Source organism: Actinomadura sp. NPDC047616, assembly GCF_040642915.1.
GTDB classification, from domain to species: domain Bacteria; phylum Actinomycetota; class Actinomycetes; order Streptosporangiales; family Streptosporangiaceae; genus Spirillospora; species Spirillospora miaoliensis.
In genome coordinates this window covers 58147-83799 of record NZ_JBEYTB010000012.1, presented here as the reverse complement: position 1 = coordinate 83799, position 25653 = coordinate 58147, and the positions used below count along the sequence as shown (strand labels likewise).

General features: G+C 72.7%; 22 protein-coding genes. 8 read left to right on the top strand and 14 right to left on the bottom strand.

Going from position 1 to position 25653, the window contains the following annotated elements; genetic code table 11:
• Nucleotides 1-2 precede the first annotated feature (2 nt).
• Nucleotides 3-2531: an FtsX-like permease family protein gene (locus tag ABZ801_RS26940; RefSeq protein ID WP_360702715.1), complete on the top strand. Its 2529-nt coding sequence runs from the start codon at nt 3-5 to the stop codon at nt 2529-2531.
• A 65-nt stretch (nt 2532-2596) separates the two neighbouring features.
• Here ABZ801_RS26940 and ABZ801_RS26935 read toward each other — a convergent pair whose 3' ends face one another.
• The 7 genes from ABZ801_RS26935 to ABZ801_RS26905 all read right to left on the bottom strand — a co-directional run bounded on the left by ABZ801_RS26935 (nt 2597) and on the right by ABZ801_RS26905 (nt 10261).
• On the bottom strand, nt 2597-4189 hold the full coding sequence (locus tag ABZ801_RS26935; protein ID WP_360702712.1) for an Hsp70 family protein: 1593 nt from the start codon (nt 4187-4189) through the stop codon (nt 2597-2599).
• A 15-nt stretch (nt 4190-4204) separates the two neighbouring features.
• On the bottom strand, nt 4205-7018 hold the full coding sequence (locus tag ABZ801_RS26930; protein ID WP_360702709.1) for a hypothetical protein: 2814 nt from the start codon (nt 7016-7018) through the stop codon (nt 4205-4207).
• A 13-nt stretch (nt 7019-7031) separates the two neighbouring features.
• Nucleotides 7032-8576, bottom strand: a complete 1545-nt coding sequence (locus ABZ801_RS26925) for an AAA family ATPase (protein WP_360702706.1) — start codon at nt 8574-8576, stop codon at nt 7032-7034.
• Nucleotides 8577-8578: 2 nt separating this feature from the next.
• Nucleotides 8579-9148 (bottom strand): 4Fe-4S single cluster domain-containing protein, encoded by a 570-nt coding sequence (locus ABZ801_RS26920; protein WP_360702703.1) that lies wholly within the window; start codon nt 9146-9148, stop codon nt 8579-8581.
• A complete protein-coding gene (locus ABZ801_RS26915; protein ID WP_360702701.1) occupies nt 9139-9336 on the bottom strand; it encodes a DUF2997 domain-containing protein in 198 nt (65 codons plus the stop codon). Before ABZ801_RS26915 ends, ABZ801_RS26920 begins: the two co-directional genes overlap by 10 nt.
• Nucleotides 9337-9340: 4 nt before the next feature.
• The gene (locus tag ABZ801_RS26910; protein WP_360702698.1) at nt 9341-9700 is read right to left on the bottom strand and encodes a DUF1257 domain-containing protein; all 360 of its coding nucleotides are present in this window, start codon (nt 9698-9700) and stop codon (nt 9341-9343) included.
• Nucleotides 9701-10042: 342 nt separating this feature from the next.
• Entirely contained in the window at nt 10043-10261 is a 219-nt protein-coding gene (locus ABZ801_RS26905; RefSeq protein WP_360702695.1) for a hypothetical protein, read from the bottom strand.
• 170 nt (nt 10262-10431) lie between these two features.
• Between ABZ801_RS26905 and ABZ801_RS26900 the strand changes: the two genes are divergently transcribed.
• The gene (locus ABZ801_RS26900) at nt 10432-10908 is read left to right on the top strand and encodes a hypothetical protein (protein ID WP_360702692.1); all 477 of its coding nucleotides are present in this window, start codon (nt 10432-10434) and stop codon (nt 10906-10908) included.
• Nucleotides 10909-10933: 25 nt separating this feature from the next.
• Here the strand turns inward: ABZ801_RS26900 and ABZ801_RS26895 are convergent, their stop codons facing one another.
• Nucleotides 10934-11164, bottom strand: coding sequence for a helix-turn-helix domain-containing protein (locus ABZ801_RS26895; protein WP_360702689.1), 231 nt, complete (start codon nt 11162-11164; stop codon nt 10934-10936).
• A 35-nt stretch (nt 11165-11199) separates the two neighbouring features.
• Between ABZ801_RS26895 and ABZ801_RS26890 the strand changes: the two genes are divergently transcribed.
• Complete coding sequence (locus ABZ801_RS26890; RefSeq protein WP_360702686.1) at nt 11200-11679, top strand: YceI family protein; 480 nt, start codon at nt 11200-11202, stop codon at nt 11677-11679.
• Here the strand turns inward: ABZ801_RS26890 and ABZ801_RS26885 are convergent.
• Nucleotides 11666-12391: an HAD family hydrolase gene (locus ABZ801_RS26885; protein ID WP_360702684.1), complete on the bottom strand. Its 726-nt coding sequence runs from the start codon at nt 12389-12391 to the stop codon at nt 11666-11668. The two genes, ABZ801_RS26890 and ABZ801_RS26885, sit on opposite strands and share 14 nt — an antisense overlap.
• Nucleotides 12392-12458: 67 nt before the next feature.
• Between ABZ801_RS26885 and ABZ801_RS26880 the strand changes: the two genes are divergently transcribed.
• Both ABZ801_RS26880 and ABZ801_RS26875 read left to right on the top strand, forming a co-directional pair.
• Nucleotides 12459-13091, top strand: coding sequence for a hypothetical protein (locus ABZ801_RS26880; RefSeq protein WP_360702681.1), 633 nt, complete (start codon nt 12459-12461; stop codon nt 13089-13091).
• Nucleotides 13088-14065 (top strand): nucleotidyl transferase AbiEii/AbiGii toxin family protein, encoded by a 978-nt coding sequence (locus ABZ801_RS26875; protein ID WP_360702678.1) that lies wholly within the window; start codon nt 13088-13090, stop codon nt 14063-14065. The genes ABZ801_RS26880 and ABZ801_RS26875 overlap by 4 nt, the downstream gene beginning before the upstream one ends.
• A gap of 151 nt (nt 14066-14216) precedes the next feature.
• On the opposite strand, the gene ABZ801_RS26870 is transcribed toward ABZ801_RS26875, so the two are convergent.
• Together ABZ801_RS26870 and ABZ801_RS26865 are read right to left on the bottom strand one after the other, a co-directional pair.
• On the bottom strand, nt 14217-16055 hold the full coding sequence (locus tag ABZ801_RS26870; protein WP_360702675.1) for a glycosyl hydrolase family 18 protein: 1839 nt from the start codon (nt 16053-16055) through the stop codon (nt 14217-14219).
• A 379-nt stretch (nt 16056-16434) separates the two neighbouring features.
• Nucleotides 16435-16899, bottom strand: coding sequence for a MarR family winged helix-turn-helix transcriptional regulator (locus ABZ801_RS26865; protein WP_360702673.1), 465 nt, complete (start codon nt 16897-16899; stop codon nt 16435-16437).
• Nucleotides 16900-16959: 60 nt separating this feature from the next.
• Here ABZ801_RS26865 and ABZ801_RS26860 point away from each other — a divergent pair, with 60 nt between their 5' ends.
• Nucleotides 16960-17367: a cupin gene (locus ABZ801_RS26860; RefSeq protein ID WP_360702670.1), complete on the top strand. Its 408-nt coding sequence runs from the start codon at nt 16960-16962 to the stop codon at nt 17365-17367.
• Between the two features lie 19 nt (nt 17368-17386).
• Here ABZ801_RS26860 and ABZ801_RS26855 read toward each other — a convergent pair whose 3' ends face one another.
• Nucleotides 17387-18031, bottom strand: coding sequence for a response regulator transcription factor (locus tag ABZ801_RS26855; RefSeq protein ID WP_344952512.1), 645 nt, complete (start codon nt 18029-18031; stop codon nt 17387-17389).
• Entirely contained in the window at nt 17995-19278 is a 1284-nt protein-coding gene (locus ABZ801_RS26850; RefSeq protein WP_360702667.1) for a sensor domain-containing protein, read from the bottom strand. Before ABZ801_RS26850 ends, ABZ801_RS26855 begins: the two co-directional genes overlap by 37 nt.
• Nucleotides 19279-19600: 322 nt before the next feature.
• On the opposite strand from ABZ801_RS26850, the gene ABZ801_RS26845 reads away from it, so the two are divergent.
• On the top strand, nt 19601-22042 hold the full coding sequence (locus ABZ801_RS26845) for a Tex family protein (protein WP_360703114.1): 2442 nt from the start codon (nt 19601-19603) through the stop codon (nt 22040-22042).
• A gap of 61 nt (nt 22043-22103) precedes the next feature.
• On the opposite strand, the gene ABZ801_RS26840 is transcribed toward ABZ801_RS26845, so the two are convergent.
• Nucleotides 22104-23141 carry a hypothetical protein gene (locus ABZ801_RS26840; protein ID WP_360702664.1) on the bottom strand — a complete coding sequence of 346 codons (1038 nt, stop codon included), beginning with the start codon at nt 23139-23141 and terminating at the stop codon, nt 22104-22106.
• Between the two features lie 367 nt (nt 23142-23508).
• On the opposite strand from ABZ801_RS26840, the gene tig reads away from it, so the two are divergent.
• Complete coding sequence (tig, locus tag ABZ801_RS26835; protein ID WP_360702661.1) at nt 23509-24993, top strand: trigger factor; 1485 nt, start codon at nt 23509-23511, stop codon at nt 24991-24993.
• Nucleotides 24994-25653 lie beyond the last annotated feature (660 nt).

Below are 25653 nucleotides of genomic sequence, written 5' to 3'. Positions count from 1 at the left end.
CGATGCTCGGACTCGCCGCACAGATGCTGCGATACCGCAAGGGCACTTTCGTCGCGACCTTCCTCGCGCTCGCCGCCGGGGTCGTGGTCCTGACGGTGTGCGGGGTGCTCGTGGAGTCGGGCCTGCGGTACAAGGGAGAGCCGCAGCGGTACGGCGCGGCTTTCGCCGTCGTCGCACGGCACCAGCTCACGGTGCAGGGGCCGGAGCGGTTCGGCGAGCGCGAGACCAGCACGGTGACGCTGCCCGAGCGCGGCACCGTCCCGGAGTCGCTGGTCGGCAAGGTCGCCGCGGTGCCCGGCGTGGCGAGCGCTGTGGCGGATCGCACGATCACGGTTGCGGCGGCGGCCGCGCCGAAGGTGCCCGTCACAGGCCACGGCTGGACAAGCGCGGCGCTCACTCCGTACAAGGTGGTGTCCGGCACCGCGCCGCGGATCCAGGGTGAGGTCGTCGTCGACGAGCGGCTCGCCGCGGCGGGGAAGCTGCGTCCCGGCGGTACCACGGCGATCCTCACCGGCGGGACCGTTCAGCAGGTCCGGGTGAGCGGCGTCGTCAAGGCGTCCGGCGTGCGCGGGCCGCAGGCGGCGCTGTTCTTCACCGACGCGCAGGCGGCCCGGCTCTATCCGCGTCCCGGCCGCGTCGACGCGATCGGCGTGATCCCCAAGAAGGGCGCCGACCGGGCGGCCGTGACCGCCGCGGTGGAGCGCATCGCGGACGACGCGGGGGCGAAGGCCTACACGGGTGACGAGCTGGGGCTGGCCGAACAGCCCGAGGCGGTCGCCGCCAAGAGCTTCGCCTTGGAGGCGGGCGGCGCGTTCGGCGGCTACGCCGCGCTGATCATCGGTTTCGTGGTCGCCGCGACGGTCGGCCTGTCGGTGCGGTACCGCCGCCGCGACTTCGCCCTGCTGCGGGCGATCGCGGCGACGCCGGGCCAGGTACGGCTGCTGCTCCTCGGCGAGGTGGGCATGCTGAGCCTGCTCGCCGCGGTGGTGGGCGTCCCGATCGGCCTGCTCGCCGGCCTCTGGATCGGGGACGAGCTGGTGACCCGCGGCTTCGTCCCGGAGAACTTCACCATGAGCGGCGGGCTCCTGGCCGCGCCGGCGGTGACCGCGGCGGTGGCCGCCGTCGCGCTGCTGTCCGCCTGGATCGGCGCCCGGCGCACCACCCGCATCCGGCCCACCGAGGCGCTCGGCGAGGCGGCCGTGGAGACGGCCCTCGGCGGCAGGGTCCGGGTCGTGTCCGGCCTGGCGCTCCTCGGCGGCGCGGTCGCGCTGATCGGCCTCACCGGCAGCACCGGTGGCCAGACGGCCATGGGCGCCGCGGTGGGCATGTTGTACACGTTCGTGCTGGCGATCGCGTTGCTCGCCCCGTGGATCAACCGGGCCGCCGCGGTGGCGCTCGCCCCGGTCCTGCGGACCGTCTTCGGCGACAGCGGCTACCTGGCCGCCGCGAACCTGCGGGCGAACGCGCGCGGCATGGTCGCCGTGCTGACGGCGCTGGTGCTCTCCGTCGGGTTCGGCGGCACCGTCTGGTTCCTGCAGGACAACCTGGAGCGCCAGACGGTGATCCAGAGCAGGGAGGGGACGCTCGCCCAGCACGCGCTGGTCGGCGGCGCCGGCCTGCCTGCGGCGGCGGCCGCCCAGGCCCGTCAGATCCCCGGCGTGCTCGCCGCGACCGGAGTCCGCCGTACCTCGGTGCTCGTGCCGTTCATGGATGAGGCGATGACGGTGGTCGCCCAGGGCATCGATCCGCAGGGCGCGAACCAGACCATGGACTTAAAGGTGAAAGCGGGGAGCCTCGCCGAGTTGGAGGCCGGCACCGTGGCGGTGTCCTCGTCCCAAGCGGACACGGCGGGCTGGAAGATCGGCGGCAAGGCCAGGCTGTGGCTCGGAGACGGCACGCCGGTCCACCTCAAGGTCGTCGCCATCTACGACCGGAATTTCGGGTTCGGCGACATCACGCTGAGCAACGCGACGCTCGCCGGACACACCGCGAGCGATCTCCACGACCACGTGCTGATCCGCAGCGCGCCGGACGCCGACGTGGGCCCGGCCCTGACGAAGCTGGCGGGCGCCTACCCGGCGAGCGCCGTGACCAGCACCGACCAGTTCACCGGCGAGCTGGCCGAGGACCTGGCGATCAGCTCGTGGCTGAACAAGCTGCTTGTCGCCGTGCTGGTCGGGTACGCGGTGCTCGCGGCCGCCAACACACTGATCATGGCCGCGCTGGCCCGGGCCCGGGAGCTGTCCCTGCTGCGCCTGGTCGGGGTGACCCGCCGCCAGGTGAAGCGGATGGCGAACGCCGAACAGGCCGCCTTGCTGGGCGTGGCGCTCACGATCGGCATCGCGATCGCGGCGGTCACGCTGTCCTCGATCGTCAACGCCGTCGCCGGGCAGCCCGTCCCGTACGTTCCGGCGCTGGGCTGGGTGGTCATCGTCGGCGGCACGGTGGCACTGGCGCTGGTGTCCACGATCATCCCGATCGGACGGCTCCTCCGTACCCCGCCGGTCGAGGGCATGGGCATCCGCGAGTAGCACCGCGTCCTCGCGTCGCGTTCCCGCGCCCAGCCGCGCGGCCAGCGCTGCGGCGAGCATGCCGTTCAGGCCAGGCGGACGACGGGTTGCCGGTCGAGCACCAGGGTGCGGCGTTCCAGGTCGAGGGCCGACACGGTGAGGCGTTTCTGGGCGTCGATGCGGAACTCCAGCTGGAACCTGTCGACGCCGGCCTTGGCGGGGGGATCGGCCTCCAGGAAGGTGGGGCTGTCCTCGTTGAGCCACAGGCGGGAGCGTTCCTGGAGTTGCTGGGCGGTGACGGCGACGGTCCGTGCGCCTCCGTGCGCGTCGAAGACGATTTCCAGATCGGCGCTCGCCTCCCGGAAACTGGCGTGGGCGAGTTCGTAGACGGCGATGCCGAGATTGCGCTGGCCGTCGCGGATCGCTTTGATCGTGAGGGTCCTGATCGGTTCCGGCGTCGGATACTCCGTGCCCGCCTTCACGATGGTCTCGAACTCGTAGACGCCCGTGTCGCGGTTGACGTGGCGGATCGCGTAGTCGTGCTGGATGTGGTCGCTGAGCTCGTAGCCGCCGGCGATGCCGGCCGCCCCCGCCGCGACGGCTTCCAGGGGACGGTCCATGCGGATCACGTCCGGCGGGAAGTGCAGCCGCAGGACGTCCTGGACGGCGGGGACGAGGCTGGTGCCGCCGACCAGAAAGACCTGAGCGAGGTCTTCGGCGGGGAAGCCAGCCGCGGCCGCCCCGTCCAGCGCCTTGCGCAGGGCGCGGTTGACCCGTCCCAGTATGTCCTTGTCCCTGAGCAGGCGTTCGAACTCCGCCCTGGTGATCTCGCAGCGGTACGCGCCGGCCTCGACCGTGGCGGATTCGGCGTGCGTCAGGGTGATCTTGGCGGCCTCGGCCGAGCGCAGCAGCCGCCGGAAGATCCTGTTGTAGGCGCCGGTGTCGCCGAGGGGCACTCCGGTGCGCTCCGCCGCATGGTCGGCGATCAGCCCGTCGATGTGGTCGCCGCCCAGGTCCAGCCCGGCCTTGGCGATGGTCCGCACCGCGGCGCCCGCCGTGGCCTGCGACGGATCCAGTACCCGGACGACGGAGATGTCGAGGGTGCCGGCGCCGAAGTCGAAGACGAGGAAGACCTCCCCGGGGTTGAGCCGGGCGCTGTAGCCGACGGCGGCGGCCGTGGCCTCGTCGACGACGCGCAGCCGGGTCCGGCCGGCGTTGTCGCCGACTTCGCGGACCAGCCAGTCGCGGTAGGAGTCGAACGACTCGACCGGTGCCGTGGCGACGATCTCCAGATCGTCGGAGTCGACGGCGAGGACGGCGGCGGCCATGACGTCGGTGAGGAAGTCGGTGGCCGCCTGGCGTCCGCTGACGGAACGGTCGCCGACGCGCCGCGGGATGTCGATCGCCCGGCCGGTGACGGCGCTCTTGGTCGACTGGAAGATCTCGACGTTCGGGTCGTCCAGCATGGCGGGGGTGACCTGGGCGCCGACCCGGCGCGGACCGCCCGCGGCGGGGTAGGCGATGCGGGAGGGGACGACGCGCTGCTCGATGCCGCGTTCCCCCTCGCGTGCCAGGTCGAGGCCGGGCAGCGGGACGGGCTCGCCCCGGTCCAGGGCCTGGTCCCAGCCGGCCACGACGGTGTTGGCCGTTCCGAAATCGATTCCGATACGGGTGGTCATCGCGTCCTCGGCTGTTCAAAGGCTGATGTCGTACTCACCGGCACTCAGGGTGACCGCGTCGCCGATCTCGATGTCGAAGCGGAAACGATGTTCCAGGCACGCGTGCAGGAGCGTCAACAGTTCCTTGGGCCCCTCCTGCAGGTCGGGGGAGGCCAGCGCCCCGCCGATGACGCCCAGGTGCCGGGGGACCAGGTTCACCAGGGGCTGCCGCGCGATCTCCGGCACCTGGCCGATCCGCAGGTCGTACAGGTCGGTGCTGCCGCTGCCGTACCCGACGGCCAGGAATTCCCCGCTGGGGGAGAGGTTCATGCTGGTCGCCGGTTCGCGCCGGCGGGACGAGTATTTCCTGCCGGTCTTCAGGGTGCGGGCTTCGAGGAAGTGCAGTGCGCCCCTCCGGTCGGCGACGATGACCCGGTCGAGTTCGGGTGTGGAGCCGAGACCGCCGAGAGGTCCGGCGGCGTCCACCGATGTCCGGGCCTTCTCGTGCAGTGAACCGGCCCGGCGGTGCAACTGCCGGACGACGCCGGTGTTGCCGACGCAGACCAGGGTGTCCTCGTCGGTGAACTCGGCGCGGACGATCACCTGGCCGGTGGTGCCCCTGGCCAGGACCTGCTGGGCCGTGGCCCCGGCCAGGACCAGCCGCCTGCCGAGGACGGCCAGGCGGCCCGACGGGCGGTGCGCCGCCAGCGACCTCGGCCAGTCGTCCTCGCGCAGCCCGAGCCGGGTGACGGGTTGCGCGGTGACGGGTCCTGCCGAAGGCGCGCCCATCACCAGGTGGCCGGACCGCGTGCCCGCCGCGAACGCGCCTTCGTCGCTGGTCAGGGCCAGGGAGGTCACCGACCCCCGGGTCTCGTGCAGGGTGTGGCGGTCGCCGTGCGCGCACCGGACGATCCGGCAGACGCGGTCGGGGCCGTTGGTGCGCTCACCGGCGACGAACGCACCGTTCCCGACGTGCAGGACCCGTCCCACCGAGGAGCGGAAGCCGTCGTAACGCTCGATGAGCCGCGCCCGGCTCAGGTCGATGACGCCGGCGACCCGGCTGCTGCCCGCCACCGCCAGCAGCGGAGCGTCGGGAGCGAAGGAGATGTCGTTGACCCGCCCGTGGAACTGGATCGTGGCCTGCCGTACGGCGACCGGCCACCGGGACCGCATCGCGCCGAAGGCCCGCCGGACCAGTTGCGGCTCGGTGCGCCGGTACATCATGAAGATCCGGCGGCTGTCCTCGTCCCGCGGCGCCCACCGGTCGAACAGCCGCATCAGGGGCACGCCGACGTCGAGCGGGAGATCCTGGACGACGGCCCACAGGTCCGCCCACTCGTTGCGGGCGGCGAGTTGTTCCGCCAGGTAACGCGTCTCCTCCTCGGTCATGTTCTGGATCCGGGCCCGCCGGTCGTCGCCGACGATGACCCGGACCAGGTCGAGTTCTCCCGCGGCCAGCATCGCGTGCTGGATCCGCGTACGAAGCTCCGGAGACGCCGAGGTGTAGGCGAGGGCCAGCAGGCCGCCGTCCGGGTCCATCCCGTGGTACTGCTCGGGCTGGTCGGTCAGCAGGAAGAACACGACCCGGCGGACGGGATCTTTCGGGGCGAACCTGTTCTCCCGGCAGAAGGAGACGAGGTCGCCGTCGCTCAGGGCGGCCTCGCAGAGCGCGTCGACGAGCTCCTGGTCACGGACGTCCACGATCTTCGCGCGCGCGATGGCCCCGAGCGGGTGCTCCCGGAGCGACGCGGCCTCCACCAGCGCCTGCCGGAGACGAGGACCCGCCAGGGTCTGCGGATCCGAGGCCACGGCGATGGTGCTCAGCAGCTCGGCACGTCCCGAGGTCGCCGGGACCCGCCACCGCGCGAGCGCGTCCCAGAGTCGCTCGTCGGGTTTCTTCAGCCACGCCTGCCACAGCGCGTTCAGCGTCATCGCCGGCGGCGGCGACGGGTTGGTCATCAGCAGCGACCGCAGCGGCCCCCGCGTGTTCGCCGCCGCCCACAGCGCCTGGAGCATCGGGCCGTCGGCCGTGCGGCAGAACCGTTCGGCCCGCTCGCGCAGTTCCGGGTCCTCGTCGATGAGGAGCCAGTTGGCCAGCCGGGCCTCGCCCGGCTTCCAGCCGTCGTCGAGTCGGTCGAGCAGTGCGAGAGTCTGCAGCCTCGCCAACCCGTGGCCGGCCGTGGCCCCGGTTTCCAGAACCAGCCGGCGCAGCTCGGGGGTGCGTGCCGCGGCCCATCTCTCCCCGATCAGCATCTTGGCCGCCGGGGGGATGGGCCATCGCGACAGTGCCGCCACGAGTTGCGGATCGGGCCGGTCCAGCCGCCGTGCCCACAGGTCCCGCATCACGGTTTCCCCCGGCGCCGTCGGGTTGGCCAGCAGCGCCGAACGCAGCCGTGAGCAATGCGGCGCGTGCCGCCACAGCGCCTCCAGGGCCGGTCCGTCGGCGGTCCGGCAGAGCACGGCCATGGCGGCGGCCACGTCGGCGTCGTCGTCGGTGACGAGGGCGGCCGAGAACCCGGCGTGCTCCGGACTCCAGAAGTCCTGGAGCCGGTTCACCAGCGCCGCGCTGCGCAGCATGGCCGGGCCTTCGCGGGCGACCGCCCCGGTCCGCAGGACGACGTCGCGCAGGTCGGGGGCCCGGCCGGTCGCCCACCACTCGGCGACCAGGTGCCTGGCCTCGCGCTGATGCGGGTGCTCCGGCCCCGCGGCGATCCGGGCGACGGCGGCACGCGCCACGAGGTCGTCGCCGTCCGCGGCCGCGAACAGGCGGCGGGCGGCCCGCCGCGCCCTGAACCCCGTGCCGGAGGCGGACCTGAGCACCCACCGCTCGGCCTTCCGCTCGCTGATCACGCCGTCCGTCCGCTCAGGCCAGCTCCAGCCGGACCTGCTGCTGGACGGCCTGCGCGGTCTCGTCGAAGGAGGCGGACTGCGCGCGTCCCTCCCGCAGCCACGTCCGCAGGCTCTCGACGCGTTCCCGCTGGGACCTGCTCAACGGGACGAGGCGCCCGATGGCGGCGGCGATGTCCTCGGTGGTGATGTCCCGGGGCCCCTCGGCGAACGCCCGGTACATCGCGTCGATGACCGCCTGTTCGAGTTCGGCGCCCACGTAGCCGTCGGACAGCCGGGCCAGCAGCCTGATGTCGAAGGCGCCGGGGTCGCGGCGCCGTTTGCGCAGATGGACCGTGAGGATCTCGCGCCTTTCCGCGTCCGTCGGCAGGTCCAGGAAGAACACCTCGTCGAAGCGGCCGCGCCGCAGCACCTCCGGCGGGAGGGCGGTCACGTCGTTGGCCGTGGCGACGACGAACACCGGCTTGGTCTTCTCCTGCATCCACGTCAGGATCGTGCCGAAGACCCGCTGCGAGGTGCCCCCGTCCTGCCCGCCGCCGGCCAGCGACTTCTCGATCTCGTCGATCCACAGCACGCACGGCGCGACCGTCTCGGCGATCTTCAACGCCTGGCGGACGCGTTCCTCGGACTCGCCCACCAGGGACCCGAACAACGCCCCCACGTCGAGCCGCAGCAGCGGCAGCCGCCACAGCCCGCTGATCATCTTCGCGGTCAGGCTCTTGCCCGTGCCGGGGATCCCGATGAGGGCCAGCCCCTTGGGGGAGGGCAGGCCGAAGTCGGCCGCCTCCTGGCTGAAGGCGCGTTCGCGCAGGGTGAGCCATTCCTTGAGCACTTCCAGGCCGCCGACGTCGTCGGGGGTCTCCTCGGCGCTGTAGAACTCAAGCGCCTGGGAGGCGCGGATGACCGCCTTCTTCTCCTCCAGGACCGCCACGATGTCCCGGTCGTCCAGGACCCTGTCACGGACGATCGCCTTGGCGAACGCCCTGCGCGCCTGGGTGGCCGTCAGGCCCAGCGCGGCCTGGGCCAGCCGGGCCCGGCCGTGCTGCGTGAGCTCACTGCGCACGCCCGCCTGGCCGATCAGTTCGTCCAGGTGCCGGCGCAGGGTCTCGGCGTCGGGCAGCGGCATGTCCACGATGACCACGTCGTCGCCGAGCTCCGGGGGAACCTGGGCGGAGTGGGTCGTCAGGACCAGAGAGGACCGGGTGAACACCAGCTTCTGCGCGAGGTTGCGCAGCTTGCGCTTGACGGAGGGGGCCTTCGCCCAGAACTCGTGGAAGTCCTTGAGCACGTACAGGTCGGCGCGGTCATGCGCGGCCATGGCCAGTTCGGCGATCTTCTCCAGCGCGGCGTCCGGTGTCGCCGCGGCCGGCAGCTGCCGGCCGTCCCGTGAGCGCAGCCCCTCGGCGATGTCCCAGGTGACCAGATCCGTCCCGGACGGGCCGGGCCGGGCCTTGCGGACGCCGTCGAGGATGTCCAGCGCCCGCTGCTCCTCGACCGTCACCAGGACGATCATCGGCACCCTGGCCCGCAGATACAGCATCAGCTCGTCGTGGATGGGCACCCTCACTCCTCCTGCCACGCCCGCATTCCGGTCACCAGCACCGTGCCGTCCGCCTCGATCACGACCTCCGTGTCGGGGAGCGCGTCGAAGTCCGCGGGCGCGTACCGGCCGGTCACCGCCCAGTACTCCTTGTTCGCGGAGCCGCGCAGCCCCCGCCCCAGACGGAGCCGGGCGTTGTACCGGCCGGCGATCACCATGTCGGCGAGGGCGGCGGCGGGCAGGCGGTCCCGGTCGGCCTCGATCTCCGGCCTGGTGAAGCCGGTCAGCAGCACGATCCCCAGATCGCGGCGACGCCGGATCTCCCGGCAGAACTCGGCGAGGTGCCGTGGCTGCTCCAGCGGCTCTCCGCCGGTGATCGTGATCCCTTCGATCCCTTCGGTGCCGAGGACGTCGTCGACCATGTCCTCCACCCGGACAGGCCGGCCGCCGGAGCCGTGGGTCCGCGGATTGAAGCAGCCCTCGCAGCCGAGCGAACAGCCCTGGGTCCAGATGACGAACCGTTCGCCCGGACCGTTCGCGAGGCTCCGGGGCAATACGGCGTGAACCAGCCAGGCGTCGGGCGCTAGTGCCACAACCTGTCCTGCTGCTCTTCCGTTTCGGTGTTGTACGCCTCGGCCGTGAGTTCCTGAGCCTCGACCTCACCGCCGAGAAGGGAGACGAGTTCCTGGGTGGTGTCCAGACATGCCATGCCGTCCACCCCGGTGACGTGAATCTCGACCCGTCCGTCCGGGCGGATCGTCACCTCGACGGTCTCTTCCACGTGATCACATCCCCGCGGTCCGGCGCAGCACGACCCTGATCTCTCCGGATTCGCCGGTGGTCTGCGCGTCGACCTCGAAACCGCGCGCCTCGAGTGCCGACAGCGTGCTCACGAGCGCATACTGCTGATTCACCGTCCGCGTGAACGCGGCCTGCTCCAGACCCCTGATCCCCCACCAGTCGGCGACGATCACATATCCCTGCCCCGAGGAGACGAAGCCGATCTCGTGTGCGCTTCCGGCGGGCTGGATCTTGAACTCGGCCGCGGAACGCTGCCCCCCGTAACCGCGCACGCCCTGCCCGGCCGGCTCGACCCGGTACCCCATCTTCTCCAGAGCCCGCCGCAGCACCTGCCCGTCGACCATCCGCGTCCGTACTCTGGTGAAGTGCGACACCGGTCCTCCCCAGGCGGTCGCGCGAATATGGGGGTGGCAGGACAGTACCGCATCCATGACACCCTCAACCCGGCAGAGTTCCACATTTCGTCGCCGTCTGCGCGTCCGAACGCGATGGTCTCCGACGTGCGACCGTGCGACATTCCCCGGCGCCCTGGCGGAGGTGTTTTCGTCAACCTGTGCGGTGTCAGCCGCGAAAGCGCCCTCTAATGGCGGGCCGGCCTCGGGGGTAAGGGCCACCCGAATATGCCGCGCTGTCACAGGGCAATGGGGCGGGTGGTTGCCGGTGATGGTGTCGATGGGGGCGGGGCGTCAGGAATCGCGGCGGGGGACGGTGGAGTAGTCCTGGCCGTCCAGTTTGGCGATGTCGTCGGCGGTGACATGGGCGGTGCGGCCCTTCCAGGACTCGCCCTCCATCTCGATCCAGGCGATGCGGGCGCCCCAGACGCCGTCGGGCAGCCGCTCCCAGGCCAGCAGGTACGCCGGGCCTGACGCTGTGGCGGAGTGGATCATCGGTGGAACGTGAGACATGTGATCGTTTTAGCTGGTTCCTCTGACAATCGCGCGTGTCTTCCGACTTTACGCCTCGGGAAAATGACGGCGTCGTGTGACTCGTGGTCCGCCTGAGGGCGGCCTCGTGCGTTCGACGGTGACCGTTCGTGGTCCGCGGCCTCGTCCGGATTTTCCGTAGGGTCGCCGGTATGCCGTACGAGTACGTCGGGCCGGCCGAGATCCTGCGGCGGGTCGACGGGGTGGCGGGACGGCCCGTCCGTTCCCCGGCCGACCTGGACGAATGGCTCGCCGAGCGCCGCGACGAACGCGACGAGCCGTTTACCTTCGTCGTGGACGGGGACGGCACGCTGCTGATCGCGCCGCGCCGCAGCGAGCACGTGGCGTGCGCCGGCGGCCGCCCCGTGCTGGCCGCCGGAGAGATCGCCTTCGACGGCCGCGACGGACGCTGGGCCGTCACCGGGGTCACCAACCAGTCCACCGGCTACTGCCCCGACGCCGGATGCTGGCCCGCCGTGGCCGCCGCGCTCGACCGGGCGCGAGTGCCGCACCCCGGCGGTTTCACGGACGTGTTCGTCTTCCGCCACTGCCCGTCCTGCGGGGAGCTCAACCTGGTGAAGGACGCCCACTACGTGTGCGTCTTCTGCGACGCCGACCTCCCCTCCTGAGGGGCGGCCCGCGGATTTCCGGCCGTCAGCGGGCGGTGAGGGCGGCTTCCTCCCGGGCGCGGGCGTCGTAGCGGGAGCGGGCCTCGACGACCTCCTCCAGATGGGTCTCCACCCAGGTCACGAGGGTGCCGACGGCGTCCAGCAGGGTGCGGCCGAGCGGGGTGAGGGCGTAGTCGACGCGGGGCGGCATCACCGGGTAGACGGTGCGGGAGACCAGCCCGTCGCGTTCGAGGCCGCGCAGGGTGACGGTGAGCATCCGCTGGCTGATGCCCTCGATCGATCCGGCACCTGATGGTCGCCAGGGTCCGCGGGCGCTTCGGCGACTTCACCGCCGAGATCGTCACCGCGGACGACCCGCTGGAGTCCGCGGTGACCGCCACCATCCAGGTGGCCTCGGTGGACACCGGCAACGCCGACCGCGACGCCCACCTGCGCAACGCCGACTTCTTCGAGGCCGACCGGTATCCGACGATCACCTACCGCTCCACCGGCCTGCGGCCCGACGGGGAGGTGTTCGCGCTGAACGGCGAGCTGACCATCAAGGACGTGACCAGGCCCGTGCCGCTGCGCCTGGAACTCGGCGGCTTCGGCCCCGACTACTTCCTGGAGGACCCGTCCAAGGGCGCCCGCGCCGGGTTCACCGCCACCGGCCGGATCAACCGGCTCGACTTCGGGGTCGGTGGCGAGGGCACCGTCCCCGGCGGCGCCGTGGTGCTGGCCCACTCGATCGACATCACCCTCGACATCGAAGCCGTGCTCAAAACCGACTGAAAAGGTCGGAGAGGTCGGCAAGCGTGGTGATCCGGTGGACCTGGGGAGCCTCCGGCCCGGCGTCCCCGTCCGCCTCCACGCGGGTTCCCCCGGGGCGGTCGAGCCAGACTCCGTGCAGGCCCGCCGACGCCGCGGCGAGGGCGTCGGTGTGCAGCCGGTCGCCGACGTAGGCGACCGCGTGCGGGGCCAGCCCCAGGCCCGCGCAGGCGCGGCGGAAGATGGCCGGGTCGGGCTTGGCGGCCCCCGCCTCGCTCGACGCCACCACGTACGGCAGGTGGGAACCGAGACCGATCCGCTGCACCTTCGCGCGCTGCTGGGCGGCGTCTCCATTGGTGATGACGCCCAGCAGCAGCGCGCGCCGCTCCAGCTCCTCCAGCACGGGCCGCGCGTCGGGGTAGGCGCGCCATGCCTCCCGGTAGCGCCGCTGGTATTCGGTCATCCACGCGGCGGCGCGGTCGGCGTCCCAGGGGCCGACGCCGAGTTCGTCGGCGAGCGTGGTGATCCGCAGCAGGCGTTGTTCGGTGAAGCCCAGCTTGCCCGCCAGGTAGCGGTTCATGGTGATCTCTGTCAGCTCGTGCCAGCGGCGGGCGACGTGCTCGGGGTCGAAGCCGGGCAGCGACCGCACGACGGCCCGCGACGCCGCCGCCTCGTGGTCCATCAGCGTGCCGTCGAGGTCGAACAGCACCGCCTCGACGGCGTTCGGCTTTCCCACAGGGTGAATCTACCCTGCCGCGAAATCCGCGTGCCGTGCGGAGAACCGTTCTGGATAATCCCCGTTCATGCGCGTGATCGGCGAATTCGAGACGCATCTGACGGTGCGGTGCCGCGGCGAGGAGGACATCGACGCCCTCGCCCGCTGGGCGGACGACCACGGGCTGAAGTTCGCGCACATCGTCCTCGACCGTGGCCGCGTCCCCTCCCAGCCGATGCTGACGCGGCGCACGACCGGAACCTTCGCCCAGGCCAGGGCCGCCGCCCGGCGCGCCGCCGACGACCTGCGCGCCGGCGGTTTCACGGTGACCCGGACGAAGATCGAGGCGGCGCCCTGGAACGAGGGCGTGCCCGCGTCCGACGCCGACGCCGACGCCGGCGGCCCGTACTACTTCGAACACCACATCAAGCTGCTGCTGGAGGCCGGTGACGACACCGCCGCCCTGGCCGCGTCCGTCGCCCCGCATGCCGCGCACCTGTCGCGCAACGCGCGCCGCGTCCGCGCGGACGGCAGGCGCGAACGGTTCGTCACCCAGCGCTGCCACGGCGTCGGCGCGCGGACGGCCGGACGGCGCCTGGACGCGCTCACCGCCGTCCTCCGCGCCCAGGGGCTCGACATCGCGTCCGTGGAACGCGAGTTCGTGGTGTTCGACGACGACGTCTCGCTCGACGACGGCTGGATCACGGAGGCCGCGCCATGACGACCCGGTGGGACGACTTCGACCACGGCCCCTGGCCGGCCGACGACGAGGTTCCGCACGACACCCCCGACGCCGGGACGCGCCGCCGCCTCGGCCTGCCCGCGACGCTGCGCCCGGTGCCCGGTGCCGTCCAGCGGCCCGTGTTCGACCCGGCGCTCGTCCAGCACTTCATGGCGATGCGGGCGGGCGAGCCTCGGTTCGCGTCCGCCGAGCAGGACGCCCGCTGGTACGCCGCGCGCCGCCGCGCCGTCGACCACGTGCTCGCCGCGGTCGGCGAGTCGCCGTGGGCCGACAACCTGGTGCTGCGCGGCAGCGTCCTGCTGCGTGCGTGGTACGGCGCCGCCGCCCGCGAGCCCGGCGACCTGGACTTCGTGGTGGTGCCGCCGTCGTGGCGCATGCCCGAGGGGCGCACCCGCCGGATGATGGACGGCATCGCCGCGACCGCCGACCACCTCTCCGCCGGCGACGAGGTGCGGGTGCGCGCCGACGGCGCCGTCACCGAGGACATCTGGACCTACGACCGCGTGCCCGGACGGCGGCTCCTGCTGCACTGGAGGACCGACGGCCTGCCGCACGGCACCGTCCAGCTCGACTTCGTCTTCGGGGAGGAGCTGCCCGCCCCGCCCGAGCCCACGCTCGTCCCGCGCGGCGACGACGGCGAGCCCGCCCTGCTCAACGCCGCCACACCGGAGTTGTCGCTGGCGTGGAAGCTGCTGTGGCTGGCCGACGACCCGTACCCGCAGGGCAAGGACCTGTACGACGCGTGGCTCCTGTCCCGCCACGTCACGCCGTCGGCCCGGCTGCTGCGCGACACGTTCGCCGCCGCCGGCGCGGGGGAGACCGGCCTGCGCCGCATCCTGCGCGGCGGCGTGGACTGGGACGAGTTCCGCAAGGAGTACCCGGACGTGCCGGGCGACGCCGACGACTACCTGCGGGCCCTCGCCGACGCCCTCGCGCCCGTCCTGGACGACTGACACGGGCGACCGGCACAGCGGGCTGATACAGGGGCCGGTACGTGGAAGGGCCCCTGACGGCCGATCGTGGAGCCGTCAGGGGCCCGGCCCGTCGGATGATCGTTGAGGCGCCTGCGTGGCGGCGGTCACCCGGCGGACGGTCCGGCGGGAATCAGCCGAGGCCGTTGCGCATGGCGGTGATGAGCTCGCCGTTGGTGGTGTCGCCGCTCAGTTCCCAGAAGAACGAGCCCGCCAGCCCCTGGTTCTTGGCGTAGGTCATCTTGCCGCCGATCGTGGCGGGCGTGTCGTAGCTCCACCACTGGTTGCCGCAGTGGGCGTACGCGGTGCCGCCCACGGTGCCGGTGGCCGGGCAGCGGCCCTTGAGCACCTTGTAGTCCTCGATGCCCTGCTCGTAGGTGCCGGGCGCGGGGCCGGTGGCCGAGCCGCCCGGGGCGCTCTGCGTGACGCCCGTCCAGCCGCGGCCGTAGAACCCGATGCCCAGCAGCAGCTTGCTCGCCGGGACGCCCTTGGACTTCAGCTTCTGGATGGTCGCGTCCGAGTTGAAGCCCTCCCGGGGGATGCCCGGGTAGGAGGTGAGCGGCGAGTGCGGGGCGGTCGGGCCCGCGGCGTCCCAGGCGCCGAAGAAGTCGTACGTCATCGGCAGGTACCAGTCGACGTACTGGGCGGCGCCCGCGTAGTCGGCCGCGTCGATCTTGCCGCCCGCCGTGGCGTCCGCGGTGATCGCGGCGGTGACGAGGTTGCCGGAGCCGAACCGCTGCCGCAGCGCCGACATCAGGTTGCGGAACGCGGCCGGGCCGCTGCTGTCGCAGGTCAGCCCGCAGGCGTTCGGGTACTCCCAGTCGATGTCGATGCCGTCGAACACGTCCGCCCAGCGCGGGTCCTCGACCAGCTTGTAGCAGGAGTCGGCGAACGCGGCCGGGTTGGCGGCGGCCTGCCCGAAGCCGCCGGACCAGGTCCAGCCGCCGAACGACCACAGCACCTTCAGGTGCGGGTACTTCTTCTTCAGCTTGCGCAGCTGGTTGAAGCTGCCGCGCAGCGCGCCGGCGTCCCAGGAGTCGGCCTGGCCGTCGACGCTCTCGGCGGCGCTGTAGAACCGGTCGTAGTCGGCGTAGCTGTCGCCGATCGTGCACTGGCCGTTCTGCACGTTGCCGAAGGCGTAGTTGATGTGCGTGAGCTTGGCGGCCGACCCGCTGGTGTCGATGTTCTTGACGTGGTAGCCGCGCTGGTAGACGCCCCACTGGGCGAAGTAGCCGATCACCTTGCCGCCGGACGGGCCCGGGTCGCCGCCGCCGGCGTCGGTGGTGACCGACACGGCGTTGGACGCGGGAGAGGTGTTGCCCGCCGCGTCCCGGGCCTTGACCGTGAACGTGTAGGCGGTGCTGGGCGACAGGCCCGACACCGTGGCCGTGGTGCCGGTGACGGTGTCGGCCTTGGTGTCGCCCCGGTACACGTCGTAGGCGGTGACGCCCACGTTGTCGTTCGCGGCGTTCCACGCCAGCGTGACGCTGGTGGAGGTCTTGCCGGTGGAGCGCAGGTTGCCCGGCGCGGACGGGGCCTGGGTGTCGCCGCCCGGCTGTCCGCTGCCGTCGCACGCGCCGCCGTTGACCGTGCAGCCGGAGATCCAGCCGGAGCCGGTGCCGCCGAAGCCGAACGAGGCGGTGCCGCCCGGGTTGACGGTGGCGTTCCAGCCGACGTTGGTGAACGTGTAGTGGTTGCCCGAGACGGTCTTGGTGGCGTCCCAGGTGGACCCGATGGACGTGCCGGACGGCAGGTCGAACTCCAGCTTCCAGCCGGAGAGCGCCGTGGCCGTCCCGTTGGTGATGGTGCACTTGCCCTCGAAGCCGGTGCCCCAGTCGGAGGTCTTGGTACAGGTCGCGGTGACCGCGGCCGCCGCGGTCGCGGCCGCGGGTGCGACGACCGCAGTTCCGGCCGCCGCGAGCGTCAGTGCGCCGGCGAGGGCGATCGCCCGCCGTCCGCCCGATCTGGACATGCTTCTCCGTTCGCTCGTCCCCCGAAACCAGTCGGAAACCCCGATCGGCCGAGGAGCGCGGGCCCGTGCCGCCATGCCCGCGGTGCGCGCGTCGCGCGGCGCGGTGTACGGGTGTGCGGAGGCGGATGGTCGGCGGGTCACGGCGGGGGGCCACGGCGTCCGTTCGGCGCCACTCTTAGGAAAGTTTCCTAAGAATTAGCTGGATCGTAGCCGCGGCCGCCCGCCCCATCAAGAGGCCCCTGACCGCCGATTTCCCGGCGCCGCGGTGGTCTGTGCGGCTGCCTGCGGACGTACGGTCGCCGCTCCGTCCGCCCCGCCGGGGCCGCGGGCCTCGCCGCGCGCCGGACGCGCCTTGGTACGCGCGGCCGCCGCGCCCGGTTCACAGGTTGCCGAACCAGCCGGGGACGTCGAGCGGGAAGTGGTCGGCCGGCGTCATCGTCCGCAGGTCCTCCTCGACGGCCGCCAGCCGGTCGGCCCCGAGCGTCCGCTCCCAGCGCTCGCGGATGCGGTCGAAGCCGCGCGCCGAGCGCGCCAGCGCGTCGAGGCCCCGGTCGGTCAGCCGGACGACCTTGCGCCGCGCGTCGGCGGGGTCGCCGCCCCGCGTGACGTACCCGAGCCGTTCCAGGTGCTCGACCGTCTTGCCCGCGGCCTGCTTGGACACGCCCAGGCGGCGGCCCAGTTCGGCGGCCGTCGTGCCGTTCGGCCCGATCGCCTGGAACACGAAGCCGTGCATGGGGCGAAGGTCCGGATGCCCCTGGGAGGCCAGCTCCGCGTGCAGCTCATCGATGATCACGCGAAAGCCCATCAGCAGCCGCAGCGGCAGCTCGTACCCCGGAGTTGACATGAAAGACAACCTCGTTGACTATATGGACAACCTTATTGTCTATCCTAGGGGTGAACGGACATGACCCTCGTACGCGACGCCGACGCGCGCCGGACCCGGACGCCCAACGCCCTGATGACGACCCTCGCCACGCCCACGCAGGGCGGCACCGGCGCGGTCGCCGTGTGGCGCGTCGACATGCCCGCCGGACGCCGCGGCCCGCTGCACGCCATCGACGCCGAGCAGGTGTGGAGCTTCCTGGACGGCGACGCCACGATCGACCTGGGCGGCCGCGTCCTGGAGGCGGCCGCCGGGGACACCGTGGTGATGGCCGCCGACGTTCCCCGCCGGGTGACCACCGAGGGCGGCTTCGTCGCCGTGGTGGCCGCGGCGGCGGGCGGCCGCGTCTACAACCCCGACGGCGTCGGCGACGGATGCGACATGGCTCCCAAGGGCACCGACCGCATCGTCCCGCCGTGGGCCGCCTAGCGCCGGCGGCCGCCGCCGGTCAGGCGCCGAGGTAGGCCAGGACGGCCAGCACGCGGCGGTTGTCGTCCTCCGACGGCGGCAGGCCGAGCTTGCCGAAGATGCTGTTGGTGTGCTTGCTGATCGCCTTCTCCGTCACGAACAGGCGGGCGGCGATCGCCGCGTTCGACCGTCCCTCGGCCATCAGGCCCAGCACCTCGCGCTCGCGTGGCGTCAGCGCCTGCAGCGGCTCCTCCCGGGCCCGCTTGGTCAGCAGCTGGGCCACCACGTCCGGGTCCAGCGCCGTGCCGCCCCCCGCCACCCGGCGCACCGCGTCGACGAACTGGCCGACGTCCGACACCCGGTCCTTGAGCAGGTAGCCGACGCCGCCGGTGCTGTCGGACAGCAGCTCGCGCGCGTACAGCTGCTCCACGTGCTGCGACAGCACCAGGACCGGCAGGCCCGGGATCTGTTTGCGCGCCTCCAGCGCCGCCTTCAGCCCCTCGTCGGTGAACGTCGGCGGCAGCCGCACGTCCACCACCGCCACCTCGGGACGGTGGGTGGTCAGGGCCCGCACCAGGGACGGCCCGTTGTCGACCGCCTCCACCACCTCGAACCCGAACGCCTCCAGCAGCCTGATCAGGCCGTCCCTCAGGAGGGCGAGGTCCTCGGCGATGACAACGCGCACGGCAGCTCCATGGTCACGACGGTGGGTCCGCCCGGGGGACTGGTCACGGCCATCGTGCCATCGAAGGCGGCCAGCCGCCGCTCGATCCCCCGCATGCCGCTGCCCCGCCCCGGGTCGGCGCCGCCGGTCCCGTCGTCCCCGACGAGCATCAGCAGCCGGTCGCCGTCGTGCTCGATCTGCACCCAGGCGCGCTGGGCGCCGCTGTGCTTGACCACGTTGGCCAGCATCTCGGCCACGGCGAAGTACGCCGCCGACTCCACCGGCGCCTCGGCCCGTCCCGGCACGTCGATCCGCACGTCGACGGGCAGCGGCAGGGACAGCGCCAGCGCCTGGACGGCGCCGTCCAGGCCGCGCTCGGCCAGCACCGGCGGGTGGATGCCGCGCACCAGGTCGCGCAGCTCGGTGAGGGCCTGCCCGCTGGCCGCCCGCGCCTCGGCCAGCAGCTCCTGCGCGGCCTCGGGGTTCTGCTTCATCAGCTCCTCGGCCAGCCCGATGTTCATGCTGAGCGCCACCAGCCGGGCCTGCGCCCCGTCGTGCAGGTCGCGTTCGATGCGGCGCAGCTCGGCGGCCGAGGCGTCCACGGTGTCCGCGCGCGTCTCGGTGAGCCGCCGCACCCGCTCCTGGAGGGCGCCGCGGGTGGGCGCGAGCAGCGACTGGACGAACAGCGCGTACCCCTTGAGGATGTGCGGCCCCCACCGCAGCCCGGCCTGCGTGAGCAGGGCGCCGAGCACGACGCATCCGGCGACGCCGACGACGCCCCAGTCGCCCAGCGGCCAGAACGGACCCCACCCGTACCCGGCGACCTGCCCCAGCCACGAGGCCACGACGACGCCCTCCAGCCCGTACACCACCATGGCCAGGGGCAGGAGGTTCAGCAGCAGCCCGACGGGCGCGTTCAGCAGCGTCCACAACAGGTCACGCCACGTCGCGGGGTCGGCCAGCATGCCCCGCAGCCGCCGCAGCGGCCCACGTGCGGGCAGCGGACGGTACGGGCTGGGAACCGGCACGCCCGACCACTCAGCCGCCCACACCCGCTGCAGATCGGCGAACAGGCGCACGCCGGTCAGCGCGAGCGGGGCCAGGACCAGCCCCACCCCCACGGGGATCAACACGATGGACACCACGCTCAGGACGAACAACGGGATCCCCGCCGCCAGCGACAGAATCGCCCGTACCAGGCCGCGCAGGCAGGACAGCAGCCCCCGTTGCGCCGTCTTCCAGAAGCGGCCGCCGACCTTCTGGTTCACCGCTTCCCCTCTCGTATCGTGACGCGACTCGTATCGTGACGCGACCCGCCCATTGTGTTCGTCCACGGGCAGGGTCGGCAGGGGCCTAGCCCCACCTGCGGGCACTCAGGGGGTGGGTGAAACCCCACCATCCGCGGCGCCCGCGACCGACGCGGGGCCTCGCCGATCCGCGCGGGCGACGCGACAAGCGGGCCGATTCCCTGGACAATGCACTGGCGAACCCAGCGGAGAAAGCGAATCCAAGAACGTGACAGCGTCCAACACGCAGACAGCGAACCCCGCCCAGGCGGCCGACGGCCGCGCCGTCCCCGGCGCCGCGCCGATCGCCCAGCGCATCGCCGAGGAACTCGGCGTGCGCGAAGGGCAGGTCCGCGTCGCCGTCGAGCTGCTCGACGGCGGCGCCACCGTGCCGTTCATCGCCCGCTACCGCAAGGAGGCCACCGGCGCCCTCGACGACGGGCAGCTGCGCGCCCTGGAGGAGCGCCTGCGCTACCTGCGGGAGCTGGACGAGCGGCGCACCGCGATCCTGGAGTCCATCGAGTCGCAGGGCAAGCTCACCGACGAGCTGCGCGCGCAGATCATCGCCGCCGACTCCAAGGCGCGGCTGGAGGACATCTACCTGCCCTACAAGCCCAAGCGCCGCACCAAGGCGCAGATCGCCCGCGAGGCGGGCCTGGAGCCGCTGGCCGACCTGCTCCTCGGCGACCCGGCCAACGACCCGCAGGAGGCGGCCGCAGCCTACGTCGACCAGGACCGGGGCGTCGCCGACACCGCCGCGGCGCTGGAGGGGGCCCGCGCGATCCTCGTCGAGCGGTTCGCCGAGGACGCCGACCTGATCGGCGCGCTGCGCGAGCGCATGTGGTCCCGCGGCCGCCTGGTGTCCAAGGTGCGCGAGGGCAAGGAGGAGAGCGGCGCCAAGTTCGCCGACTACTTCGACTTCGCCGAACCGCTGGACAAGCTGCCCTCGCACCGCGTCCTGGCGCTGTTCCGCGGCGAGAAGGAGGAGGTCCTCGACCTCGACCTGGAGCCGGAGGAGACCGGTGACGAGCCGGTCGCGCGCAGCTCCTACGAGGTGGAGATCGCCCGGCGCTTCGGCATCGTCGACCAGGGCCGGCCCGCCGACCGCTGGCTCAACGACGTGGTGCGCTGGGCCTGGCGCACCCGCATCCAGGTCCACCTGGGCATCGACCTGCGCACCCGGCTGCGCCAGGAGGCCGAGGACGAGGCGGTGCGGGTGTTCGCCGCCAACCTGCGCGACCTGCTGCTGGCCGCGCCCGCCGGCACCCGCGCCACCATGGGCCTGGACCCGGGGCTGCGCACCGGCGTGAAGGTCGCCGTCGTGGACGCCACCGGCAAGGTCGTCGCCACCGACACCATCTTCCCGCACGAGCCGCGCCGCCGGTGGGACGAGTCGATCGAGACCCTGGCCCGGCTCGCCCGCGCCCACAACGTCGAGCTGGTCGCGATCGGCAACGGCACCGCGTCCCGCGAGACCGACAAGCTCGCCGCCGACCTCATCGCCCGCCACCCCGACCTCGGGCTCACCAAGATCATGGTGTCGGAGGCGGGCGCGTCGGTGTACTCGGCGTCCGCCTACGCCGCCCGCGAGCTGCCCGACCTGGACGTGTCGCTGCGCGGCGCGGTGTCGATCGCCCGCCGGCTGCAGGACCCGCTGGCCGAGCTCGTCAAGATCGACCCCAAGTCGATCGGGGTCGGGCAGTACCAGCACGACGTGTCCGAGGTGAAGCTGTCGCGCTCGCTGGACGCCGTCGTCGAGGACTGCGTGAACGCCGTCGGCGTCGACGTCAACACCGCCTCGGTGCCGCTGCTGACCCGCGTGTCGGGCATCGGCGAGACGCTGGCGGAGAACATCGTCTCCCACCGCGACGCCAACGGCCCCTTCCGCACCCGCGCCGGGCTCAAGGAGGTGCCGCGGCTCGGCCCCAAGGCGTTCGAGCAGTGCGCGGGCTTCCTGCGCATCCCCGGCGGCGACGACCCGCTCGACGCGTCCAGCGTGCACCCGGAGGCGTACCCGGTGGTGCGCCGCATCCTCGACGCCGCCCGCACCGACATCAAGGGCCTGATCGGCAACACCGCCGCGCTGCGCTCGCTCAAGCCCGCCGACTTCGTCGACGACACCTTCGGCCTGCCGACCGTCACCGACATCCTCGCCGAGCTGGAGAAGCCCGGCCGCGACCCGCGTCCGGCGTTCCGGACGGCCGAGTTCAAGGAGGGCGTCGACACCCTCGGCGACCTCAAGCCGGGCATGATCCTGGAGGGCGTGGTCACCAACGTCGCGGCGTTCGGGGCGTTCGTCGACGTCGGCGTGCACCAGGACGGCCTCGTGCACATCTCCGCGATGTCCGACAGGTTCGTGGAGGACCCGCGCGACGTCGTCAAGCCCGGCGACATCGTCCGCGTCAAGGTGCTGGACGTCGACCTGCAGCGCAAGCGGATCTCGCTGACCCTGCGCCTGGACGACGAGCTCCCCGCCTCCGGCGGCGCGGGCGGCGGCGCGGGCGGTCCGGGCGGCAGGCGCGGCGGCGGCCAGGGCGACCGCCAGGGCGACCGCCAGCGCCGCCAGGGCGGCCGCGGCAACGGCCAGGGGCGCGGCGGCAACGGCCAGGGCCGTGGCGGCGGACGCGGCGACGGCCGCCGCGGCGGACCCGCGGGCGGCGGCGGCGCCATGGCCGACGCGCTGCGCCGCGCCGGTCTCGACAAGGGGCTCCCCGGCATGGGCGGCCAAGGCAAAGGTCGCCGCTGAACGACGTAAAAACTGAGTGACGGAAAGAACGCCCCGGCACCGCGCGGTGCCGGGGCGTTCTCTAGCCCGGAGGACGCTGCTCTTCTTCCGGGGGGCTCGGCCAGTATGGGACCTGCCCCGGGGGATCGTCCGCGGAAGGGCCCCGCGCGGGCGGCGCACCCGGAGGCGGCTGCTCCAGGTACGGCGCGGCGAGATGCGCCTGCCCGAACGGGGCACGCGACAGCGGATCGCGCGACGGCGGGACCCCGCCGAACGGATCGCGTGCGGGCGGCTGCGGCTCCCCGGCCTCGGCGGACTCCGCGACGGGACGGTGCCGGGGGAACTGCGCCACCGCGACCGCCGCCAGCGCCAGCGCGCCCAGCCGCATCGCCGAGTGCGCCATGTCCCGCGGCCATGGCTCCCCGTACAGCAGCGTGCCCATGAGCAGCAGGTAGGACTTGGCGGCCACGGTCATCACGGTCGCCACGATCGCCACCCGGCACCGCTGGAACGCCGCGACCATGATGCCGAAGCCGACCGCCGCCGCCAGCACCGTCACATACGGGTACGGGGTCGCCAGCACGTCCGGGTCGGCGCCGCCCGCGTCGCTCCACCCCTTGATCGCCAGCTCGGCGGTGCCCACCGGGAACCCCGACGCCAGCCCGTAGGCGATGCCGGTCACCGGGCGCGCGTGCCGTCCGTCCGGCCGCACGTCCTCCATCACCAGGATCACCAGCGGCACCAGCAGCGCCGGAACGGCGGCCGCCGCCAGCCGCCACGGCGGCACGTCCGCCCCGCCGATCGACGGGGCGTCGCGCATCGACAGCACCAGCAGCGCGACCGCGCCGCCGACCAGCACCAGGCTCAGCCACTCGCGCGCGGTCAGCCCCTCGCCGAAGAACACCAGCGCGATGAGCAGCAGCGGCAGCAGTCCGGACATGAAGATCGGGATGGCCACGCCCAGCGCCAGCTCGCCCATGGCGATGATCTGCAGCACCAGTCCGCCCAGCGCCAGCGCCAGCCCGGCCAGGAAGATCCAGTCGGTCAGCACCACCCAGGCCATGCGCGGGATGCGGTTGCCGCGCAGGGGTTCCACCCGGGCGGCGGCCAGTCGGAACACGGCGAAGGCGACATAATAGAGCGCAGTCGCCCCAAAGGCCGCGGCTATCCCGTTCATCCCGCACGAGTATGGATGTTCGGGGTGCGCCATGTCACACCCCTCGCATGATCGTTGACCGGCCCGTCCCTACTCTGGGTATGTCATCCGGTACGCGACAAGTTGATGACCTCGGCGTACGCGCTCGGGGCGTCCGGCCGCCGAAAGTGGCCGTCCGATGTCCGCAGACGCCGCCGCGACCCCATAGACTTGGCGGCGCGAAGGCGCGGAGTCCTCTTCGGCGTGCCCGCGCCTGCCTGAGATACCGGCTGGCTGAGTACGCGTCGAACGCCGCGGCCGAGACAGCGCCCGATCAAGGAGACCAACCCCAGTGAAGACCGATGTCGAGGAGCTGACCCCGACCCGGGTCAAGCTCACCGTCGAGGTTCCGTTCGACGAGCTCAAGCCGAACCTCGACAAGGCGTACAAGGAGATCTCGCGTCAGGTGCGGATCAAGGGCTTCCGGCCCGGCAAGGTCCCCGCCCCGCTGATCGACAAGTACGTCGGCCGGGGCGCGGTCCTGCAGGAGGCGGTCAACGACGCGCTTCCGCAGCTGTACGGCCGCGCCGTCGAGGAGACGGAGATCTTCGTCCTCGGCCAGCCCGACGTCGAGGTGACCGAACTCGACGACGGCAAGCAGTTCGCGTTCACCGCCGAGGTCGACATCCGGCCCAAGTTCGAGGTGCCCGACTACGACGGCCTGGAGGTCGTGGTCGACGACGCGGTCGTCACCGACGAGCGCGTCGAGGAGACCATCGGCAACCTGCGTGAGCGGTTCGCCTCGCTGACCACCGTCGACCGCGCCGTCGAGGAGGGCGACTTCGCCGTCGTCGACCTCGTCGCCAAGATCGACGACGAGACCGTCGAGGACGCCTCCACCACCGGCCTGTCGTACGAGGTCGGCAGCGGCTCGTCGGTGGAGGGCCTGGACGACGCCCTCACCGGCCTGAAGGCGGGCGAGAGCGCCACCTTCACCGCCTCGCTCACCGACGGCGAGCGCGCCGGCGAGGAGGCCGAGATCACGGCCACCGTGCAGAGCGTCAAGGTCAAGAACCTGCCCGAGCTCGACGACGAGTTCGCCCAGCTCGCCAGCGAGTTCGACACGCTGGAGGAGCTGCGCGCGGACGTGCGCACCCGGCTGGAGCGGCAGCTGCGCATGCAGCAGCTGTCCCAGGCCCGCGACCGCGCCCTCGAGGCCCTGCTCGAAAAGATCGACATCCCGCTGCCCGAGAAGGTGGTCGAGGAGGAGATCAGCCGCCGCAACCAGCAGCTGGAGCAGCAGCTGCAGATGGCGGGCATGACCAAGGCCGACTACCTGGAGGGCGAGGAGAAGTCCGAGGAGGACTTCGACGCCGAGGTCGCCGAGGCGGCCCGCCAGGCGGTCAAGGGCGGCTTCGTGCTCGACCAGCTCGCCGTCCAGGAGGAGCTGGGCGTCGAGAACGAGGAGCTCAGCGAGTACGTCGTCACGCAGGCCATGCAGATGGGCGTGGCGCCGCAGCAGCTCGCCCAGTACCTCACCGAGAACAACCAGCTGCCCGCGATCGTCTCCGAGGTGCTGCGCAGCAAGGCCCTCAACCTGGTCGTCGAGCACGTCACGATCAAGGACGAGTCCGGCAACCAGCTCGACGTCGAGGCGATCCAGCGCGAACTGAACGGCGAGACCGTCCAGGCCGAGTCCGAGGACGCGCAGGAGGCTCCGGAAGCCGAGGAGCCCGCCGCCGAGGCCGAGACCGAGGCCGAGCCCGCCGCCGAGGCCGCCGCCGAGCCCGCCGCCGAGACGGACAAGCCCGCCGAGTCCGACAAGAAGGACTCCTGACGGGGATGTGACGAGCCCGCCTGCCCGGCGCGCCCGCCGGCAGGCGGCGTGCGGCCGCGTGCCGCCGGACGCCCAGGGCGCTGTGGCGTCGGCCCACGCGCACCGCTCGAACACCCGCACGAGGTGGCGCCCGCCGCCCCGGCCCCACGGCAACGGCCGCCGGCGCCACCTCTGCCAGGGAACGGACGTGCCGTTCCCATGGCCTTCCCGGGCCCCGCCATCTGACCGCGCAGAGCCCGCCGCCTTCTCACCGGCCCTGCGCCCGTGTACGCCGTTCAGGCGCGCCGCCGCTGCCGCCCCTCGCCGCAACTGCCCGGCGCTCACCACGCCCCAGCTCCAGCGCCATCGCCCGAGAACGAGGCGTCCCCTCACGCGCTGGCAGCGCCGACGTCCCACCGGTTCCGCCCTGTCGCCGTCCGCGCGAGCAGGGCCCCTCTGCGATCGCCCTGCCGATACCCCCCCGGGCCGATCATTACCGCCAGAAGTCAGTGGCCCATCGGCCGCCGGAGAGCCGGTGCCCTCCCCAAGGCGAGGCGCCCCCTCGCGCGTCCCTGACTCGCCGCATGCCGCACCGCGCCCCTGTGAGCCAGTGCAGAGACACCCTCGGTGCAGCGCACGGCCACCGTGTCCACACGCAATGGCTGACGCCGGAGGGGCCGG